We start from the raw sequence: 19,491 nt of genomic DNA, 5'->3' as shown, positions 1-19,491 counted from the left end.
ATACACGCGAGGCGCTCCAGACACTTCTGGTTGATCGCTTCGACTGCACGCCCGTGCTCGTCGCCGGGACGCGGGGCTACGCGTTCACCGGCGACGGCACGTTCCGAGGGCTGCTGGCGGCCAGCACGTGGCCCACTACCTGATGGTGGCCCCAACGGGATTTGCCACCTGGTGGGCCAGTACCTGCGGTTCCCCTTGAAGGGCACTGCCTTCCGGACTTAGGGCACCTCCTGGCCGCCTGTTCACGGCGAGGTATCGAAACCACGTTATAAGACTGGGCTCACATCCGCGTTTCAGTCACGACCACGTTTTCGCCAATTCCTTTAGGGTGTTCCTTTGACGCCCTCCATGACACCCGCTGGGACCCGACCGGGGCCTCGGGACCCCGCTTCCCGCCCGCCCCTTGCCCACCGCTCCACAGTGGAGCAGTATGGCACCGGGCCGGAGTTCTCGCGGCGCTCCACGCTCGCCCCCTCTCCCCCTGTGCCTCGTCGCGGCGGGCTGGGGTGCCAGCCCTAGGCTCTCTGGGGAGACCGGGTCTCGGCCGCCAGGGGCGAGCGCCGCTACTGAGTGGAGGGCGAGCCGTGCCGAAGAAGGGCCGGGCCAACCCAGATCGGGCCGTTGATCTTCTTGAGAAGCTCCTCATTTTCCAGCTCCATGCCTTGGGTGCGACTCAGCACCGCATCGCGAAGGCAATCGGACGAAAGAAGGCGTGGGTCAATGAGCTCGTAAAGGGCTTGCCGAAAGGAGGCCGGTCAGATGGCGCCCAAGCGCAAGGCAAGAAGGCGAAACAACGACCCAGTCGCGGATGAGCTCGATTCGATCAAGCGTCTCTTGGTTCTCCAGTTGATCACCTCTGGCGTCCAGGCCATGGACATTGCCTCAGCGCTCGGCGTCGACAAAAGCGTCGTGAGTCGTCTCGTGCCGGCCCGGAAGGTGAAGAAACGCACGACCACCCGCTAGACCCGTGCCACTCAGCGTCTCCGATCCGCGTTCCAATCCGGCAGACCAAATCGCTCATGCGGTCGACGTCCTCGGCCGCGGGAAGCAGCGGATCGCCGTGTTCAGACCTATCTACTTCGGCAAGAAGCGCGTCAAGCCCGTCAACGAGATAGCTATCGCAACGGGTCTGAGCCGGATCCGCGTTCTCCAGGAAGGGAAACGCTTGGCGGACAACCAGATCGTCAAGCAGATCCGCGCGGCAGGAATGACCGCCTACGAAAAGGATCCGTTCTACTCAGCCCAGAAGAGAAAGATCCTTCGTCTTGTTCAGGATCCAGTGGCGTTTGCTAGTTTCCCCACGAAGACTCGCCCGCAGGCAACTCTTCCCAAGGTGGTCACCATCCGAATCCCCCGTCCACGCGTCCAGGCCCGCTACATTACAGTCGATGACATCGAGTCCTTCCGCCGCGTGGGCTCAGTTCGTGTCGAACCAGGCGACTACACTCCTATTCCCGAGGCGCGTTTCAAGGCGGGCGTCGCGAAGATACTCGGAGAAGGTGGGCGCTTCCAAGACTGGGGCGGTGAGCGCAACGACCTTTACACCAACAGAGTCCGCATTTCGGGCCGCCGCTATCCATCAGCCTTTGCTTTCAAGGGTCCTGGTACAAGAGGGATCCTGACTCCGGGGCGCATGGGCAAGAATGGTGATCAGATCCAGCGTCTGTTCAAGACGACAGCCAGCGTGTTCATGGTTCAGTATTGGGGTCAGACGGCAGACTCCGTCGCCGAGCAAATGGAGGAGTTCGCTAAGGCGAAGTCCGCGGTTGAGGGAAACGTCATTTATTTCGGAGTCATCGATGGCGATGACTCGAACCGCCTTCTAAAGGCCTACCCACATGCGTTTAAGAGATGACCATCTCACAAACGCCTGACCCCCTCGCTTCAGCTGATCGGCTTCGCCATCCGCTGAGCGCGCGCGTGAGGCGGGCGCGGGCAAACTCTTCAAGCTGGGCCGGCTGCCCATCAACCCCTCCCTGCAGGCTTACTACAATGCCGTCCGGCCGAAGGACTCGTCGCAGTGGCAATTGGGCTTCCAGATCCAGTCTCTCTTCCCAAAGTAGCCAACTAGGAGATTCGCCTACCTCCGCACTCTTCTGCGTAGGGTGCCGTCGGCCGGACGGCTTCTCTCGCTGGCGCTGTCGCCTGCCGGAACCCGTCGACCAACGCATTAGGGCCTGAAACGCGACTTCAAGTCCCCCATACTGGGGAGCCAAATCCATCGGCTCTTGCTGGTTCAAATCACGGGCCCGCAACCACTTGCAGGCAAATAGGTCCCTGGCGTTCCGGTTCGATTTCGTGGTCTAAACCAGCTAACAGAGTGGTGCGATCAGCCCCTTGGACGCCCGCCGATCGACCCCTTGGGAGGAGGGACGCCTATGCCGAGAGCCGTCGTTCTCGAGCCGTATCAGGCCATGTGGCCCGCCGACGACCCCAACGCGGACTTCCGAAGCAAAGTGGCCGAGTACTCTCGCCTCGACCCGCTGCCGACGCTTGAGAACCTGAGTCGCAGCACGGGGATTCCAGTTGGATCGCTGGCGCGCTTTGTCCTGGTCCGCTACTGCACATCGGGCAGCGACGCGCTCCTCGAGATGGGACCGCGTGTGGTCCGCCAGATGGACGAGATCATCCAGCAGGCGGAGGCCACGAATACGGACGCGGCCCGGCTCGACGCATACCGGGCCCTGAAGGCCATCATGGCATGGCTGATCGTGCCCCTGGACGACCCCAACTGGCGTACCGGCACGCGACCGCATCGCGCCAACAGCGAATGATATTCGTCGTCACGTAACACATCCGCAGCAGTACTGACTCTGAACTCGTTGGCTTGAACGCCGTTGGCGGTCTTGCGATGGATGACCCAGTCGGATGTCATCGTCTATTCCCCAGTTGCGGTCGGCGGCCCTGGCGTCGATGATCCCTTCGCCAGGGAGAGGAGGCGCGACCAGGCGTCGCCGCGGAAGCTCCGCCGCAGATGCTGCGCCCAGCGGTCGATGCGGAGGTCGATGGGATCGGCAGATCGGACCGGCTGAAGGGGACGCCCGCGATCCTGTCGGACCACGTTGAGGAACGCCGCGCGCCATTGGTCGTCGGCCAGGAGCCCGTGCAGATAGCATCCGACCGCCCGGCCCTGGCGCCAGCCCATCTCGGCGCCGACGCCCTGCAAGAGCGGCTCGCCCCCGCCCGTGCCGCTGCTGCGCCCGTGGTGGATTTCATAGCCCACCAAGGAACGGCCGGGCACAGGCCAGGCGCTGACGCAGCGGCTCTGCTGGGTCCGTTTCTCAGGCTCGAACACCGTTCCGATCGGCAGCAACCCCAGCCCCTGCCAGGACCTGGGCCCTCCTTCTGTTCCGCCTCGATCGTCCAGGTGCTCGCCGAGCATCTGATAGCCGCCGCACAGACCCAAGACCCAGCTCCCGTGGCTGTGCGCCTCGCGGACGGCTTGGGTCATGCCGGATGCGGCGTGGTGGACCAGATCCGCCACCGTCGCCTTCGAGGCGGGTAGAATCAGCAGATCCTGTTCGCGCACGAGGCGAGGATCGGTGATCCAGGTGACGTGCACGTCCAGTTCCGCGAGCAGCGGCGCGAGGTCTTCCGTATTGGATACTGACGGGCTCAACAGGGCGCCAACACGGAGCATGTCGGCCGGCGCCCGGGTGTTCACCGGGATGGGCAACGGTCGATCTTCCTCGTCGAGGCCGTGATCCAGATAGGGCACGACCGCGAGGACCGGGAGTCCTGTCATGGTTTCCAGGATGGAGACGCCGTCCTCGAACAGCGCCGCGTCCCCGCGGAATCGATTCACGATGATCCCGAGCACGCGGCTGCGATCGTCAACGGGAAGCAGGTCCAGCGTCCCCTTGACCTGGGCGAAGACGCCACCTCGATCGATGTCGGCCACCAGGATGAGGCCGGCGTTGACGAGGCGGGCCGCCCGGAGGTTCACGAAGTCCCGGGGCCACAGGTTGATCTCGACGGGCGATCCGGCGCCCTCCAGGACAATCACGTCGTGGTGAGCCGCGAGACGCTGGAGCGCTGCCTCCGCAATTGCGGCGAGTGCGCTCGTGTCGTTGAAATACTGCGCGGCCTCGACATGTCCCATGACCTTGCCGAGCACGATGACCTGCGCTCCAGTGTGCGTGACCGGCTTGAGCAGGATGGGGCCCATGTCGACGTGAGGCTCCTGTCGAGCGGCGTGCGCCTGCAGGATCTGGGCGCGAGGCATCTCGAGTCCGTCGCGGGTGACGCCGGCCTGATTCGCCATGTTCTGGGCTTTGAAGGGCACGACGTCCACGCCGGCATCCGCCAGCAGCCGGCACAACCCGGCCGTCACGAGGCTCTTGCCCACATCCGACGCCGTGCCGAGCACGGCAAAGGCGGCTTTCACGGTGACAGCCCCACGTGGGCGAGAGGACCCTTTGGGCGCACTTGCGTCAGCCGAGAGGCCGAAACCCGAACAGCCCTCCACCCCTGCGGAGACCCCCAGCGGGCCTGCACAGCTCGGAGTGAGGCCACCCGGGCCTCACTGCGTGAACGCTTCCGGATGAATGAGCCGGGCGAGGAGCTCAAGACCGTCCACCACCCGTGGCCCGTAGCGGTGCATCAGATTGCCGTCCACTGAGAAGAGGCGCCCGGCCTTGACGGCAGGGAGAGCGCTGAAGCGCTCCCACTTCTCCCGCGACAGGGTGTCGAGCCCCGCGCCGTGGTCGGCCAGAATGATGATGTGAGGGGCTCGCGCGACGGCCGCCTCCACGCTGTAGCGCGGGTAGCCTGCATCACTGTCGGCGGTCACCGAGTCACCCCCTGCCAGCGCGATGAGCTCGGACACCAGGGCGCCACGTCCCGGCACGATCACGGGTTCGGGCCAGAGCACATAGAGCACGCGTGGGCGCCCGAGCGGCGCCACGCGCCCCACCACCATCCGAATGCGCGTGTCGAGCGCGGTGACCAACCGCGCCGCCGGCACCGGGTGCTCCGTGAGCGCTCCAAGGCGCGCGATCAGATCCAGCACGTCCCCCAGGGTGGTCGGATGGACCAGGTAGACGGGGATCCGGAGCCGCCCCAGCTGGACGACGGTCTCCTCGCGGTTGCCGGCCGTGGTCGCGATCACGAGGTCGGGCTTGAGCGTGATGATCGTCTCGAGGTTCGGCGCCAGCATGCCGCCGACACGCGGCTTGCGTCGAGCCTCGGGCGGGTAATCGCAGAAGTCCGTGACGCCCGCGAGCCGGTCCTGGGCGGCAATCGCGAAGAGCACCTCCGTGACGCTCGGAACCAGGGAGACGATCCGCCGGGGTGGCGCCGGCAGACTCACCTCCCGGCCGGTCTGGTCCGTCAGCGTGAGCGCCGGAGCGGGGGACGGCAACAGGACAAGCAGCAGCAGGAGCGCTCGGACGATGGCGGGGCTCATGGCCGACACGCCGCGACGAAGTTCGCGGCCAGAGCGGGATTGGACCCGAAGTGGAGATGGACGTAGCTCAGTAGCGCCCCGTCGATCACGAACCCCTCGGCCCGCGGGGTGCCCCCGCGCCCATCGGTGACGGCGTACAGGCGCGCGACCGCCGCCGGGATGTCCCCGAGCCTGGAGCAATGAAACTCGTGGCCGCGCGCCCTCGTGCCTGCGGGCCCCAGCGGCCCGGCCGAGGTGAGCGTCACCTCGCGATAGCCGATCACGAGCCGGCTGCGCTCCATGACGACTGGCGCGGGGAGCACGCCAGCCATCGGCCACACGTGACCGTCCAGGTCGGTGAGTGACTCGGCAAGGTACATCAGCCCGCCGCACTCCGCATACACCGGCCGGCCCGAGCGCGCGAATGTCCTCACGGCCTCCCGCATCGGCGCATTGGCGGCCAGCTCACGCCCGTAGAGCTCCGGGTAGCCGCCGCCGATGTACAACCCATCCGCCTCAGGGAGCACCTGGTCCGCCATCGGGCTCCAAAAGACGAGGCGCGCGCCCGCGTGCTCGAGCGCCTGCAGGTTGTCCGGGTAGTAAAACTGGAAGGCTGGATCGCGCGCGACCGCGATGGTTGCGGACGACGCGGTCGACCGGACGCTCGGCGCCCGCCGCGCGACCTCGCTCCGCGCCAGCCCGACGAGCGTGTCGATGTCCACGTGCGCCTCGATGAGCCCGGCCAGCCGTTGCCGAAGTTCCGACGAGTAGCCGCCCTCGACCGCGGTCACCAGCCCCAGGTGCCGCTCGGGGAGCGCGACACCCGGGTCGCTCGGGAGCGCGCCCAGTGGCCGAGCCTTGCAGGCACTCGTCACCGCCTGGGCGAGCCACTGGCGGTGGACCGCACCGCCCGCGCGGTTGAAGATGACACCGGCAAACACGAGGTCCGGGTCGAACCGCTCGAAACCCAGCACAAGGGCTGCGGCACTGCGGACGAGTGCTCCAGCGTCCAGCACCAAGACCACCGGCGCACCGAGCCACTTGGCAATTTGCGCCGTGGAGCCATCCTCCGTGAGCCCGTCGGTCCCGTCGAAGCAGCCCATGACCCCCTCGACCAGGGCCAGGTCGGCCTGGGCGGCGCGCTCGCCGACGGTGGCCATGACCTGATCGCGTCCGCACATCCAGCCATCCAGGTTATAGGAGGGTCTGCCTGTGGCCAGCGCGTGGTAGGCCGGATCGATGAAGTCGGGCCCCACCTTGAAGGCTTGCACGGCGAGCCCACGACGACGGAGCGCCTCCAACAGGCCCAGCGTCACCGTGGTTTTCCCCACGCCGCTCGAGACCCCGGCGATGACGAGGACGGGCACCATCTCTGACGCGCGCATTGTCCGCTCGGACACCCCTGCTGACGTGAAAGTAATCATCTCATTCTATGGTCAATAGCCCTTTCGAACCTGCCCCTATAGCTCGACCACCATCCCATCGTGAGCACATTCCTCTGGGACAGCGTTCGCGTGCAAGAGCATTCCGTCGCTCATGTGCGTGAGAATCACACGCTTTGCCCCGAAGTCTCTCAGGTGCTCGACGATTGCCGGGTAGTTCAGGTGCCACTTGATCGGCTTCGCGTAGTAGTAGCATTCGGCGATGACAAGGTCGGCTCCCTGGCCCATCTGCGCCATCGCGTCCGTCCATTCGCCGTCGCCCGTGTACGCAATGATCTTGTCGCCGACTTCCACACGAAGACACGTGGGGTTGGTCTGCCCTGTATGCTTGGCCGCGTACGGTGTGATCCGAAGATTGCCTACGACGCTCCGCTCTCCCACCCGCATCTCGACGTAGTCGAGCGGGAACTTCGGCACCATGACCTCTGAGCCGGGGAAGAGCGCTTCTGCGATCGCGTCCATTCTGGCGCGCAGGTCGCGCGGGCCGGCGATGGTGAGCGGCCGACTCCGCCGGGCTCCGAGCATGGCGTCCACCAGCATAAAGGGCACCCCGCCGCAGTGATCACCGTGCAAGTGCGTGAGCAGGATGGCGTCAATGCTATTGTGCTCGATCCCCTGCTGCTTCAAGGCGATCAGTGACGATGTCCCGAAATCTATGGCGAAGCGCATCCCGCCTCCATCGATAAGGATGCAGGTCTGAAAGCGGCCCCCACTTCCGAATGAGTCCCCGGATCCCACAAACCGGATGCTGATGGGCATCGACGTCACTCCCCCTCTCCACGCGCGAGCCGTCGGCGAAGCTCGACCGCGATCGCCACGTAGTCCGTGATGACGGCGTCGACGCCGACGGTGAGCGCGACCCGGAGCTCCGCCGAGCGGTTCGGCGTGAAAACATAGACCGGGCGCGACGTCTCGGCCGCCGCCACGAGCACGGCGGCGGACAGGGCGCGCATCGCCGTCGCCAGGCCGGCACCCGCTCACTTCCGCCTATGTGCTGAGGTTCGCCGACTCGGTTCGGCATGGCTGATCAGATAGAGATAGACACGCCTCTAAAAGCTCACCCGCAGGCCGACCAGGACGTTGGTGCCGAGGGCCGGAAAGCCGCGCACCTCGGCATAGCCTTCGTTCAGGAGGTTCTGCACCCGCAGGGTGAGATCCACGCCCTGCACCCAGTTGTACTTCTCGAGCAGGCGGTAGGTGCCACCCAGGTCCACGCGGGTATACCCGCTGTTGTAGACCTCGCCGAAGGTCTCCCACTGCTGGGTGACCACGTGGACCTGGGTCCAGAGCGACAACCGTCGGATGGGCTCCCAGGTGAGCCCGATGTTCCACCGGTGCTGGGGCTCGCGGGGCAGCCACCGCCCAGTCTGGAGGTTCTTGGTGTCGGTGTACGTATAGTTGAGCGAGGCAACGAGGTTCGGCAGGACGTCCACCTCGCTCGTGAACTCGATGCCCGCCGATCGCGCCGAGCCGACATTGACGGGGCCGCCGAAGGGCGCCGTCGGGATGGGCACGCAGCAGGTGATCAGGTTCTTGAACTCGTTGTGAAAGTACGTGAGGCCGAGGCGGATCCGGCCCTGCCAGAGCTTCTGGTCCACCCCGGCATCGTACGACATGCTGCGCTCGGGCTGGAGGCTAGGGTTGCCGAAGTCTGGGAAGAAGAGGTCGTTGAAGGTCGGCGCCCGGAAGCCCGTCCCCGCGCTGCCGCGAATGCGCGTGCCCGTCTCCTTGATGACCAAAGCCAGTGAGCCGTGCTCCGTGGTGGCGCTGCCGAACACGCTGTCGTCCTCGTTCCGGGCGCCGCCCGTGAGGAAGAGTCGATCGAAGAACCGGAATTGCTGCTCGAAGAAGATGGACGGTACGTGACGGGCCGTATGGAAGACGCCCTTGTTCTCGCCCTCCTCGTGGCGGTAGCCGAGCCCGACCGTGCTGGTGCTCCACGATCCCAGGTGGATGGAGTTGAGCCATTCGGCCTCGCGCCGCACGACGTTGATCTGGGCAAAGATTGGGAAATCGAAGTCGACGCCGGGATCAGCCGGGTCCTGGAAGCCGACATTGTTCTCGTAGCGCGAGATGCGCGCCGTGCTCTCCCACCACGTCACGGGGCGCGTCTTGGCCTCGAGCAGCATCACCGTGGTCTCGCTCTGCTGCTTGGCATTGGGGTTGATGATGGGGTCGATGGGCTGGGGCGGCGGGAAGACGCCCTTGACCGGCACGCCGATGTCGCTCTTGTTGTAGCGGAGGATGAAGGAGAGCGACGAGTCGAAGGGCAGCGAGACCCCGAGCCGGCCGTTGAGCGCGTTGACGTTGGAGCCGTCGTTCTGGAACTGCCCATTGCTTTCGAGGTGCGAGGCCGAGAACGCGTAGTTGAAGATCTTCCAGGCACCGCTTGCCTGGAACCGCGACTGGAGGGTGTCGTAGTTGCCCACTTCCTGCTGCACCGAGGCCTGAAACGGTCCCGTGCCCTTCTTGGTGATGATGTTGACCACGCCGACGATGGCATCGGCCCCGTACAGCGTAGCCTGGGGCCCTCGGATGATCTCGATCCGCTCGATTAGATCCGGCGAGAGGTCGGAGAGATCCACCTGCCCCAGCGTGGGGCTCTTCACCCGCACCCCGTCCACCAGCACCTGCACCTGATTGGAATTGGCGCCCCGAATCGAGATGCTCGAGGTCTTGCCGAGAGACCCTGAGCGCCGGATCTCCACGCCCGGCAGATTCCGCAGCGCCTCGTCCACCGTCGCGTAGTGATAGGTCCTGAAGTCGTTTTCCGTGACGACACTCAGCGCCACGCCAAGCTCCGTGGCCGGCGTCGCCACCGTCGTCGCCGTCACGACGACGGGGTCCACCTTCTTCGTCTCGGTCTTCTGCTCCTCCGGCTTTATCTCCTGGGCGGCGGTCGGCACGGCCGCCAGAAGCCACAGCAGCATCAGGACACCACTCATGACTCGCATGGCCACTCCTTTTCTCTCGAAAGGATGTCTGCACCTCTGTCGCGATCAGGTCTCCTGACTCGTGGATCGTCACCGTCGCCCGGCCTTCCCGGGATCGCTCCCAGTGGCCTCCATGCGGATACGGGCTTGGCTCCCCACTCACAGTGGCGGGACCGTGCCGGTTTCTCACCGGCTTCCCTTGGACCGCGGATTGTCACGTCGCCCTACGCCGTAGGTCTCACCTCCCGTCGGGCTACCGAGCGTTGACCATCGTTCTCCGCGTCGTCGGATGATGATCCACGACGACACGGTACCCATCGACCGCTTCGAGCGAGGGCTCGTGCAAAGCCGTACCGAGCGTGCCCACGCCCACAAGAGAACTCGAGGCCGTGAGCAGCGGGCCGTTGAAGATCTCCGCGGCTACGCGAGCGAGCGGCACCGTAGACACCGGGCAGGTTCAAAGACCTCGGACAATCCGGCCTGCCCACCTCGCCAGACTATCCATGGGGGTGAATGTGGACACACGGGCCTTCGGCCCTAGGCGGTCCCTCCCGCCGCGGACAGCCGGAGCGTGGATGGGCCGATAAGCCCAACCGCGACGCCGACCCGATGCAGAGCGTAGAGGCCAATGAACGCAACCACGTTGACCGAAAATATCCGGCCGACAATCAGCAGCGTGAAGCTCTCCGTTCCGCCGAGCCATGCAACCGCGACGGCGAAGAGCACACCTTCGTACACCATGAAGGCCGCCAGCAATGTGGCGAGCGCAAGCACGGCGTAGCCGCGTCCGGCGAGACGAAGTGTCACCTCTCGGGCGCCCACCGTGGTAAGGACAGCCGCGGCGCCGAGAACAGCTCCCCAGGCGAAGCTGTTCGCGGTCCAGGGATATTTGAGCACGGTATATCCCAGGACTTGGTTGGCCAGCCAGACCCCGACGGTGAGACGCACGGCATCCCTGCGGGACAGCGTCAGGGCTGCGGTGGCGGCGAAGGCCGCAAAGGGCGTGGCGCACGCGAAGACGAAGCTGAATGCGGCGCTCGCGGCCACGAGCAGAGCCAGCCAGAATTCATGACCCCAGCCCGTGTCGTCGGCAGAAAGGACAGCCCATCCGCGAACAATCCGATGCGGCAACGAACGGAGCGAGGGTTCGTGCTGTTGCATAGCATATCTCCTCATTCGGGTGCGAAAGGCCGCGGCGGGGCGCACACGGGCGATCAGGCTGGGGGTGCGCGATGTGGTAAGTAACGAAACCATTTCACCCGGATCCTCCCGCGAAGACCGGTGGAGGGTGGCGCGCCCGGGCAGGTCTCCTGGCTTCCGGATCGTCCTACTCCCCGCGCCTTCCCGGCCCGCTGTCTGCTGGGCCAGTGGCTTCACGCGGGTTTCGTCCCCGGTTACAGTGACGGGGTCGCGGCGGATTCGCACCGCCTTCCCTGGGGCCCGCACCTGGCGGGCCGCCCAGACACGAATGACGCGGTGACGGTACCAGACCCGGCGCACACGGTCAAGCGAGGCCGCCACGCACCCCCCCACGGTAGGCACTCCTCCCCCATCGTGGATGGACTGTCAGCTAAGTTCGATCTCATAGGTCAGCCGGTCCGATCTCGGTAGCTGGAGGGCCCTGCAACCAGCAAAATCGATCACCATGGGATGCCCCTCGCCGATCCGTGCAGCGTGCCTGCGATCTGCTACACTCCGTAGGATTCTTTCATCCGTCACGGGGGCTCCATGCGCATCTGCTCACTTCTGCCCAGCGGTACCGAGATCGTCTTCGCCCTCGACCTAGGGGATCAATTGGTTGCCGTCACGCATGAATGTGATGTCCCCGCCCGGGCAGGGACGATTCCGATCATCACGCGCAGCACGATCGACCAGGCTGCGCGTGGGAGCCGGGACATCCACAATCATGTGACCGAGGCCCTGCATCGGGGCAGTAGCATCTACTCGCTGGACCACGAGCTGTTAGAGCGGCTGGACCCCACGCTCATTCTCACGCAGGAGTTGTGCGAGGTCTGTGCCATCTCGTATGAAGAAGTTGTCAAGGCGGTCCATCGCCTTGAGGTCACGCTCCCTGGGAGGCGAACGGTCCTGTCGCTTGAGCCCCACGATCTCGCTGGAGTGTTGCACAGCATCGAGCAGGTGGGCGACGCGGCCGGCGTTCACGAACGAGCCGCTGCGCTGGTGCGGACCCTTCGCGACCGGATCACGCACATCGCATCGATGGCCCACACAGCGCCGACACAACCACGAGTCTTCGCCATGGAGTGGCTCGACCCACCCTATACCGCGGGGCATTGGGTGCCAGAAATGATCCGCCTGGCGGGTGGTCGGGACGAGATGAGCCGGGAGGGCGCGCCATCCGTGCAGGTGACCTGGGAGGAGATCGCTAGATACGACCCAGATATCCTGGTCCTGATGCCCTGCAGCTTCAGTTTGGAGCGCACCATCAACGAGTTCGGCACGTTGCAGGTGCCCGCGGCGTGGCAGCACCTCAAGGCGGTGCAGTCCGAGCGAGTGTACGCGGTCGAAGGCGCCACGTACTTCAGCCGCTCGGGGCCTCGGACCGTTGACGGTCTGCAGATTCTCGCCGAGATCATGCACCCCGAACTGTTCCCTCGGACGTCGCCTCCGAACGCTTGGACTCGAGTCGCTACGGGTTGAGACCAGGCCGCCAGCTCAGCTCGCCCAGATCGGGCCCTACGCGGGTGTCGCGCGCATCGCGTCCCAGCTCGGTCGTCATCATGTGCGGGCTTCCGGCATCGGGCAAGACGACGACGGCCGAGCGTCTTCATGCCCATGCCGGGGGAGTCTTGATTCGCAGTTGCGACGTGTATCAGGAACTGGGGATCTCTCTCCCCGACTGGGTGCGTCGGACGGAGGGGTTCACGCGGGATGTCACAGCGTACGAACAGGCACGTGACGCGGCATACGCCAGGATGTTGAGCCTGCTCGAGGAGCACGTAACTGCCGGCTCCAGGCTCGTGATCGTGGATGCGGTGCATGGAGAGTCCGCGAAGAGAAAGGCGGTCTTCGATGTCTGCGCCGCCCACGATGCGGATCCTCTGCTTCTCTGGTGTCGATGCGACGACCGCAGCGAGATCGAACGTCGGCTCAACAGTCGGCGCGGACGCGAAGCCGAGCCCGAGTGCGAAGCGAGCGACTGGTCGGTCTTTGGCCATCTCGCTCGACTCTGGGAAGAGCCTGCCAAAGAGGGGTGCGGATCGAATGCTGTGCCCGTGCTCAGCTACGATACGAGGCTCGATAGGCTCCGGTGGCTCCGCCGTGGCACGCGATCCGTTTCAGAGCTCATCGAATATGCCCTCCTGCGTAGACCCCTGGACAACGCCCGGGTCATTCGCACAAGGTCACGACGCGGGCCACCCTGAGCGCGAGCCAGATTGATGTCGGCGGTTGCGCGCCCGCGATTAGAACTAGCGGTTCAGGGCAACTGTCACGCTCGGCCTAAGGGACCGAAAGTCGCGTTTCAGTTCCGGATTTGGACATTCACAGGTGCCGGTAAGGGAATCAAACGCGACTTTCAGCCCCCAGCCCGCACCAAAAGGCTCCCGCAGCGCCGATTCAAATTACGAGCTCTTCTGACTGTCCACTTCCCCGGGCCGCTCACGCTGCCCCTGATGCCGATCCTACAGGGCGCCCAACACTCAGCACGGCATCGAAGAATAGCTTCGGCCGCCCCCATAGCGAATTGAAGAAGATCGCCGTGACACTCACCGCCATCGCCGTCATAGCCCACACGGGATGGATCAGCCCGGTAGCGGCGACGGGGATACCGATCCCGTTGAAGAGGAAGGCGAGCGTCACGTTCTGGAGCATCTTGCCGTAGCTACGGCGACTGATCTCCCGGGCGACCGGAAGCCCGTCGAGGCGGTTAGACAGGATGATGATGTCCGCTGACTCGATCGCGATGTCGGTACCCCCGCCCATGGCGATGCCGACGTCGGACTGCATGAGCGCCGGGGCATCGTTGATGCCGTCGCCGACCATCGCGACGCGTGCGTTCGCCTGAAGCCGCCGCACAATCTCGGCCTTGTCCTGAGGCAGGACGCCCGCATGCACCTCGCCGATACCGACTTCGCGGGCCACCCGTTGCGCGGCACGCTCATTATCGCCGGTAACCAGAATGATCCGGAGGCCCACCTTGCGCAGCTCCGCTATAGCCTGGGGGGCTTCCGCCCTGAGCGTGTCGCCGAGGGCCAGGATGCCCAGCGCGTGCCCGTCGCGGCTCACCGCTATGACTGTCCGACCTGCCGCTTCCAGGGCACCGATCCGCTCGCCCAGTCGTGTCAGGTCAATCCCGTGCTCGGCCAGGAAGCGGGGGCTTCCGACACGCACCTCGTGCCCCGCGATCCGAGCGCTAATGCCCTTCCCTGGAAAGGCGTCGAAGGACTCGACATCGGAAGGAACGACGCCACGCTCGAAAGCTGCCTTGACGACGGCCTGCGCGAGGGGATGCTCTGAGGACGCTTCGGCAGCAGCGGCGAGCCCGAGAAGCTCCTGCTCGGTCGCCTCGACGGTCTCGATCTCGCGTACCACCGGGCGCCCCTCGGTCAACGTGCCCGTCTTGTCCAACACGATCTGCGTGACCAAGCGGAAGCCTTGGAAGGCTTCGCCGGTGCGCATCAGGATGCCGTGCTCGGCGGCCTCACCGGCACCGCGCACGATGGAGAGCGGAGCGGAGATGCCGACCGCGCAGGGATACCCCATCACGAGGACGCTGAGACCTGCGAAGATCGCCCGCTCCAGATCGACATGCCCCGTGCTGAGCCAAGACCCGACGAGCCATCCGATGACGGCGAGGGCGGCGACACTCAGCACCGTCGGCGTGTAGACGCGTAGCACACGATCGACGAGATGCAGAATCCCGGGCTTGAGTGCCCGGGCGTCCTCGACGTGCCGGATGATCTGCTGTAGGAAGCTGCCCTCACCGGCGGCCGTGACTTTGACCACGAGAGTCCCCGTGCCATTGATCGACCCGCCGATCACGGCATCACCCTCCATTTTCTCCACAGGAATCGGCTCGCCCGTGATCAGCGATTGATCGACACCTGAATGGCCGCTCAACACCGTGCCGTCGACAGGAATCCGCTCGCCCGGTCGGATGCGCACGAGATCCCCGACCGTGACGTCCTCGACGGGCACCTCCAGCTCGTGGGCGTCGCGCAGGACGTGGGCAGTCTCGGGCTGCAGATCCAAGAGCCGCTTCACCGCCTGGGAGCTGCGCGTCTTGACGATCAGCGACAGCCACTCCGAGAAGATGTGGTAGGTCGCAACCATGACAGACACGGCGAAGAACGGTCCTGTGGGATAACCAGGCCGGTTGAGGACGAGCCCGCTGATGCCGCCGCCGATGCCCGCAAAGGCGCCGATCTCGAGGAGCACATGCTGATTGAGGATGCCTCGACGCAGGGCTTGAAATGCCATGATGAAAATGTGCCGCCCCACACCGAAGACGAGGCCGAAGGCCAGCGCCGCTACGATCCATGGCGTGGTCTCGGCGAACCAGCCTTGCTGCTTGAGAAAGAGCAGACCAATCGCACCGGCGGCCAGGGTGGCGGTGCCGCCGAGGCCCGCCCAGAGCCCCCGCGCTCTCAGGACGAGGAACACGAGCCCGAGGAGGCTCGCGAAGACCACTGCATGCAGAGCAATCGCAGCGGCACCCACAGGGTGGGCGATGAGGGCCACAGCAACCAGGCTGAACGCGGTGGCGGTCAGGAAGCGGCGCCCCTCCCGCACGAGCTCCTGCTCCTCTTCCTCGAAGGGGCGCACCTTGCGTGGATCGGAAATGGTGTACCCAATATCCTTCAGAATTTGCAGCAGCGCCTCAGGCTGCGCGACCGCAGGATCGTACTCGACCAGCGCCTGCTCGTGGGTGAGGCTGACATGGACCTTCTCGACGCCCGGCTGGCGCCCCAGCGCCTTTTCGATGGTGCCGGTGCAAAGCGAACAATGGAGTCCGCCGATCCTGGCGCGAAGCCGGGATCTATCGGGCCGGCTCGCCGGCTCCTCGCTCCACGGACGGAGTGTATCTGGGGCTGTCGTTGCGGCACTCATCGTGACCTCCGTTTTCTCTCGCTCCTCGGGGAATGCAGCGCGCCGATGCGGTGCGCTACGCTTTCACGGGAGCGCTCAGAGCAAGCCAGATCGACCACGAGCCGAGGGCAATCAGGAGCATGCCGGTCCATAGCGGCAACCGCCTCGACAGCCCCGCCAGCCAATCAATGGCCCGTCGGGCCGGTTCGAAGAGCACGGCGGCGACAAGCGGCAGAGAGAGGGCAAGCCCAAAGAGGGCCAGGGAGACAAAGCCGCTCGCCAGAGTTGCGCCCGCGGCGCCATGGGCCGCTGCCGTACTCAGGAGGGCGAGCAGCAGCGGCGCCGCGCATGCCGGGATGTTGAAGCCGAACAGAACGCCGAGGCCGGCCGAGGCGGGCAAGTCTGAAAGACGGGCAAGACTCGGCCCCAAGGGAACCATCAGCATCTCGGCTTTGCCGACCACGTAGAGGAGGCCGAGCAGCACGTAGACGGCCCCGAGGACGACCCAGGCACCTTGCTGCACTCCCAGAAAGGCCGTCCCCAAAACGACAGCGAGCATGCCCAAGAGGCCGATGAAGACCGCGCGCGTGCCCGCGAAGACCCCGACCTGGGCGAGCTTGCTGGCCGCGCTCTTGCCTTCAAGATGCTTCACGACGATCAGCGTCGATCCAATCGAGCACGGCTCGATGAAGCCCAGTAGGCCGAGGCCGAGCGGCAGAAACACCAGGCTCGTCAGGGTGACCTCTGTCACTGCCGACTTGTGACCCGGTAGCCGGGCTTCTCAATGGCCACGACGAGGCAATCTTCACGGGTAGCCTGTGGGTCGTAGAGGACTCGCGCCTGGCCGTCCGTGAAGGAGACCGCCGCCATCTGCACGCCCGGCTCCTTCTCGATCAGCCCCTTGATCGTGTTGGCGCAACCGTCGCAGTGCATGCCTTCGATCTTGAAGGTCGTGGTTTTCATTTGATCCTCCGCCGCGGCGTCTTCCCTGGAACCGAAGGGGGCGTTTGTTTCTCGTGGACGTGCCTGCCGGACCGAAGCGCGATCGCCTCCATGATCGAGCAGGCTTGCACTCCGCCCTGCCCAGGGCAGGCCGCGATCAGAGTCTCCAAGGCGGCGCCAATCCGGTGAAGCTCCTCAATCTTCTGCCGGACCGCCTGGAGCTTGGCGACAGCCTGCTCCCGTACGTCCGAGCAGTCGGTGGACGGGTCAGCCCGCAGTGCCAGCAATTCGCGGATCTCACGCAGCGAGAAGGCGATCTGCTGGGCCTCCCGAATGAACCGGATGCGTTCCACCGTCTCGGTCGGATAGATGCGGACCCCGGAGCCGTCCGGCTTACGGGGCCTCGCAATCAGACCCTGGCGCTCGTAGAAACGGATCGTTTCGACCCCGACCCCCGCCTCGCGCGCCGCTTTGCCGATGCTCAGTGCCTTCATGGCGCCCCCCCCCTCTCTCTCACTGTGGAGTCAGTACTATGGTACGGTGTCAAGAGGAAAAGTTCGACATCCGGCCTGAGTAACCGGCTGCCCTCCTCTGAAAGTGATGATCCCGCCTTTTCCCTCTTGCGTCCGTACCATGATACGGGGGCTAAAATCCGGTTCGTTTCGGCAAGGAGGCGTGGATTCAATGAGAGTGATTGCAGTCGCGATCGGCGTGGTCTTGCTCGCCGCCTGGCCCGTCACTTCGAAGGCAGGGGAGATCGTCCTCGCGGTCCCTGGCATCCCCGGGCCGTACTGCGCGTACGGGGTCGAGAAGAGGCTCCTCGAGCTCGATGGCGTGACAGATGTGAAGACAGTCTGGCCGAGCGAGCAGATCCGAATCGTGACCAACGACAAGACGCGCATTACAGCCGACGATATCAAGCGAGCCATCAAACGGGCGGATTACCCCTACAAATTCGAGATCCGCACCGGCCCATGAGCAGGGCGTTCATCGGCCTCGGGGCTGTCGCTCTCCTGCTGGTGGCCGGGGTCATCAGCTTCATCCCGTTTTCCACGCCCAAGGAGATCTGTCATCCCATCGCCCGGTGGGATGGCGCCGGGGCGGGCTGGCGTCTCGACCATCCGATGGACCTCGCCTGGCGAGACAGCGTCCTCTATGTCGCCGACGCCGAGAACGGCTCGGTGAAGAAGATCCGCGACGACGGAACACTCATCGCCGAATGGAAGGGCTTCAAGCGGCCGGTCGACGTCGCGGCGGTACAAGGCGCGGTGTATGTCGTAGATTTCCTCGCTGACCGCGTCGTGAAGCTAGGGCTGAACGGCACCGTCGTTGGGCGATGGGGCCGCCACGGCCATGATCCCGGCGAGTTCGACGCGCCCAGCGGTATTGCCGTGGACGGCAAGGGCTACGTGTACGTGGCCGAGTTCTACAATCACCGCATCCAGAAGTTCACGGCCGACGGGACCTTCGTGGCCCAGTGGGGAAGCGACGGCCGATGGAATGGTCAGCTCCATTACCCGACCGATGTCGCAGTTGACGCCGCCGGAGCGGTTTTCGTCGCCGACGCCTACAACCATCGGATCGAGAAGTTCACGGAGAACGGCGCCTACGTGGACAAGTGGGGCGGTGTCGGCTTCGGCCTCTCGGGCAAATGGCCGGGTTGGTTCCGTTTGGCAAAGGCGGTCGCCGTTGATTCGGCGGGGAACATCTATGTCGCTGACGCCTTCAACCGGCGGATTCAGAAGTTCACCCCCGATGGGCGCCTCCTGGGGGTTTGGGGCAATCGCGTGGCGAACGATCCGGGACCGCTGCGATACCCAGCCGGAGTCGCAACTGATACCGACGGACATCTTTATGTCACCGATTTCTTTGAGAACCGAATCTGGAAGCTCGATTGCCGCTGATCTGCTGGATAGTGCATGCTGTAGCTAAACGTAACTGCTAAGGAAAGCACGTGGCGGACCGGCAACACGGGTTCGAATCCCGTTTGGGGATCTGAACCTGTACCGCTAACCGGTGGTCATTTGTTTGTCAGTTTTCTGAATCTTTCCGCCAGTGGTTTTTCAGGATCATTCCGCCACTCGCGGGCGCGTCGCTACTCTAGGTTTACGGCATCACGGTTCCCTGTGCAAGGGGGTTGGCGCGGCGTCGTGGCAGACGCGCGAGGGCCTGCGCGCCTCCAGGAGCCGCGATCTCGTGTCGACCCATACCTGGATATCCCCCCTCAGTGCGCCGTGGGGCCGCGTCGGCGGCTGGCGCTCGGGGCGTGCGCGGCGCGGAGGCTCGGCCCGTCCATGACGATTTGATGGGCCTGGTGGGCGAAGCGATCGAGCGCGCTGTTGGCCAAGATGGGGTCATCGAAGAGGGCCACCCACTCGTCCACCGCCCGGTTGCTCGTAATCACGGTCGCGCTGCGCTTATCCCGCTCGACCAGGACGTCATAGAAGTCGCTCGACTGCTGGGCGGTGAGCTTCCGAAGGCCGAAGTCATCGACGATGAGGACGTCGGGCGCCAGCCAGCTGCGCAGCTCACGCTCGAAGGAGTTGTCGGCGCGGGACTGGAGCAGGGCCTGCAGGAGCTTGGCGACCTTGACGTAGCGCACCCGGTGGCCGGCGCGACAGGCGCTGTGTCCGAGCGCTTGGGCGAGAAAGCTCTTCCCGACCCCGACTGGCCCGCAGAAGATCACGTTCTCGTGCTCGGCGAGCCACTGGAGGGTGAAGAGGGCGCGGACGCGCGG

General features: G+C 65.2%; 19 protein-coding genes and 2 riboswitches. Of the genes, 7 read left to right on the top strand and 12 right to left on the bottom strand.

What is annotated here, in order from left to right; all coding sequences use genetic code 11:
* Positions 1–759: 759 nt before the first annotated feature.
* The 3 genes from Q7W02_16180 to Q7W02_16170 all read left to right on the top strand — a co-directional run bounded on the left by Q7W02_16180 (position 760) and on the right by Q7W02_16170 (position 2,774).
* Positions 760–963: a hypothetical protein gene (locus Q7W02_16180; protein ID MDO8477702.1), complete on the top strand. Its 204-nt coding sequence runs from the start codon at positions 760–762 to the stop codon at positions 961–963.
* A gap of 4 nt (positions 964–967) precedes the next feature.
* Positions 968–1,855, top strand: coding sequence for a hypothetical protein (locus Q7W02_16175; GenBank protein ID MDO8477701.1), 888 nt, complete (start codon positions 968–970; stop codon positions 1,853–1,855).
* 523 nt (positions 1,856–2,378) lie between these two features.
* Positions 2,379–2,774 (top strand): DUF6027 family protein, encoded by a 396-nt coding sequence (locus Q7W02_16170; protein MDO8477700.1) that lies wholly within the window; start codon positions 2,379–2,381, stop codon positions 2,772–2,774.
* A 104-nt stretch (positions 2,775–2,878) separates the two neighbouring features.
* Here the strand turns inward: Q7W02_16170 and Q7W02_16165 are convergent, their stop codons facing one another.
* From Q7W02_16165 to Q7W02_16135, 7 genes are all read right to left on the bottom strand, one after another.
* The gene (locus Q7W02_16165) at positions 2,879–4,387 is read right to left on the bottom strand and encodes a cobyric acid synthase (GenBank protein ID MDO8477699.1); all 1,509 of its coding nucleotides are present in this window, start codon (positions 4,385–4,387) and stop codon (positions 2,879–2,881) included.
* A 135-nt stretch (positions 4,388–4,522) separates the two neighbouring features.
* Positions 4,523–5,407 carry a cobalamin-binding protein gene (locus Q7W02_16160; protein MDO8477698.1) on the bottom strand — a complete coding sequence of 295 codons (885 nt, stop codon included), beginning with the start codon at positions 5,405–5,407 and terminating at the stop codon, positions 4,523–4,525.
* A complete protein-coding gene (locus Q7W02_16155) occupies positions 5,404–6,771 on the bottom strand; it encodes a cobyrinate a,c-diamide synthase (protein ID MDO8477697.1) in 1,368 nt (455 codons plus the stop codon). The genes Q7W02_16160 and Q7W02_16155 overlap by 4 nt, the downstream gene beginning before the upstream one ends.
* Before the next feature lie 75 nt (positions 6,772–6,846).
* The gene (locus tag Q7W02_16150) at positions 6,847–7,587 is read right to left on the bottom strand and encodes an MBL fold metallo-hydrolase (protein ID MDO8477696.1); all 741 of its coding nucleotides are present in this window, start codon (positions 7,585–7,587) and stop codon (positions 6,847–6,849) included.
* A gap of 5 nt (positions 7,588–7,592) precedes the next feature.
* Complete coding sequence (locus tag Q7W02_16145; GenBank protein MDO8477695.1) at positions 7,593–7,781, bottom strand: hypothetical protein; 189 nt, start codon at positions 7,779–7,781, stop codon at positions 7,593–7,595.
* A 96-nt stretch (positions 7,782–7,877) separates the two neighbouring features.
* Complete coding sequence (locus tag Q7W02_16140) at positions 7,878–9,782, bottom strand: TonB-dependent receptor (protein ID MDO8477694.1); 1,905 nt, start codon at positions 9,780–9,782, stop codon at positions 7,878–7,880.
* A gap of 47 nt (positions 9,783–9,829) precedes the next feature.
* A riboswitch (cobalamin riboswitch) is annotated at positions 9,830–9,962 on the bottom strand.
* Positions 9,963–10,298: 336 nt separating this feature from the next.
* Positions 10,299–10,922 carry a hypothetical protein gene (locus Q7W02_16135; protein ID MDO8477693.1) on the bottom strand — a complete coding sequence of 208 codons (624 nt, stop codon included), beginning with the start codon at positions 10,920–10,922 and terminating at the stop codon, positions 10,299–10,301.
* 121 nt (positions 10,923–11,043) lie between these two features.
* A riboswitch (cobalamin riboswitch) is annotated at positions 11,044–11,238 on the bottom strand.
* 251 nt (positions 11,239–11,489) lie between these two features.
* On the opposite strand from Q7W02_16135, the gene Q7W02_16130 reads away from it, so the two are divergent.
* Both Q7W02_16130 and Q7W02_16125 read left to right on the top strand, forming a co-directional pair.
* The gene (locus tag Q7W02_16130; protein ID MDO8477692.1) at positions 11,490–12,422 is read left to right on the top strand and encodes a cobalamin-binding protein; all 933 of its coding nucleotides are present in this window, start codon (positions 11,490–11,492) and stop codon (positions 12,420–12,422) included.
* Positions 12,423–12,466: 44 nt separating this feature from the next.
* Complete coding sequence (locus Q7W02_16125; GenBank protein ID MDO8477691.1) at positions 12,467–13,147, top strand: ATP-binding protein; 681 nt, start codon at positions 12,467–12,469, stop codon at positions 13,145–13,147.
* Between the two features lie 235 nt (positions 13,148–13,382).
* Here the strand turns inward: Q7W02_16125 and Q7W02_16120 are convergent, their stop codons facing one another.
* The 4 genes from Q7W02_16120 to Q7W02_16105 are packed head-to-tail and all read right to left on the bottom strand — an operon-like array spanning position 13,383 to position 17,248.
* Entirely contained in the window at positions 13,383–15,833 is a 2,451-nt protein-coding gene (locus tag Q7W02_16120; protein MDO8477690.1) for a cation-translocating P-type ATPase, read from the bottom strand.
* A gap of 55 nt (positions 15,834–15,888) precedes the next feature.
* A complete protein-coding gene (locus tag Q7W02_16115; protein MDO8477689.1) occupies positions 15,889–16,563 on the bottom strand; it encodes a cytochrome c biogenesis protein CcdA in 675 nt (224 codons plus the stop codon).
* Positions 16,560–16,775: a heavy-metal-associated domain-containing protein gene (locus Q7W02_16110; protein MDO8477688.1), complete on the bottom strand. Its 216-nt coding sequence runs from the start codon at positions 16,773–16,775 to the stop codon at positions 16,560–16,562. Before Q7W02_16110 ends, Q7W02_16115 begins: the two co-directional genes overlap by 4 nt.
* Positions 16,772–17,248 (bottom strand): MerR family transcriptional regulator, encoded by a 477-nt coding sequence (locus Q7W02_16105; protein ID MDO8477687.1) that lies wholly within the window; start codon positions 17,246–17,248, stop codon positions 16,772–16,774. The genes Q7W02_16110 and Q7W02_16105 overlap by 4 nt, the downstream gene beginning before the upstream one ends.
* A gap of 190 nt (positions 17,249–17,438) precedes the next feature.
* Here Q7W02_16105 and Q7W02_16100 point away from each other — a divergent pair, with 190 nt between their 5' ends.
* Both Q7W02_16100 and Q7W02_16095 read left to right on the top strand, forming a co-directional pair.
* Positions 17,439–17,732 (top strand): hypothetical protein, encoded by a 294-nt coding sequence (locus Q7W02_16100; GenBank protein ID MDO8477686.1) that lies wholly within the window; start codon positions 17,439–17,441, stop codon positions 17,730–17,732.
* 41 nt (positions 17,733–17,773) lie between these two features.
* A complete protein-coding gene (locus Q7W02_16095; GenBank protein ID MDO8477685.1) occupies positions 17,774–18,658 on the top strand; it encodes a hypothetical protein in 885 nt (294 codons plus the stop codon).
* A 320-nt stretch (positions 18,659–18,978) separates the two neighbouring features.
* Here the strand turns inward: Q7W02_16095 and Q7W02_16090 are convergent.
* On the bottom strand, positions 18,979–19,491 hold a 513-nt coding region (locus tag Q7W02_16090; GenBank protein ID MDO8477684.1), incomplete at its 5' end, for an ATP-binding protein.

It is taken from the genome of Candidatus Rokuibacteriota bacterium (assembly GCA_030647435.1).
Taxonomy (GTDB): domain Bacteria; phylum Methylomirabilota; class Methylomirabilia; order Rokubacteriales; family CSP1-6; genus AR37.
This window is presented reverse-complemented; position numbering and strand designations above follow the sequence as displayed.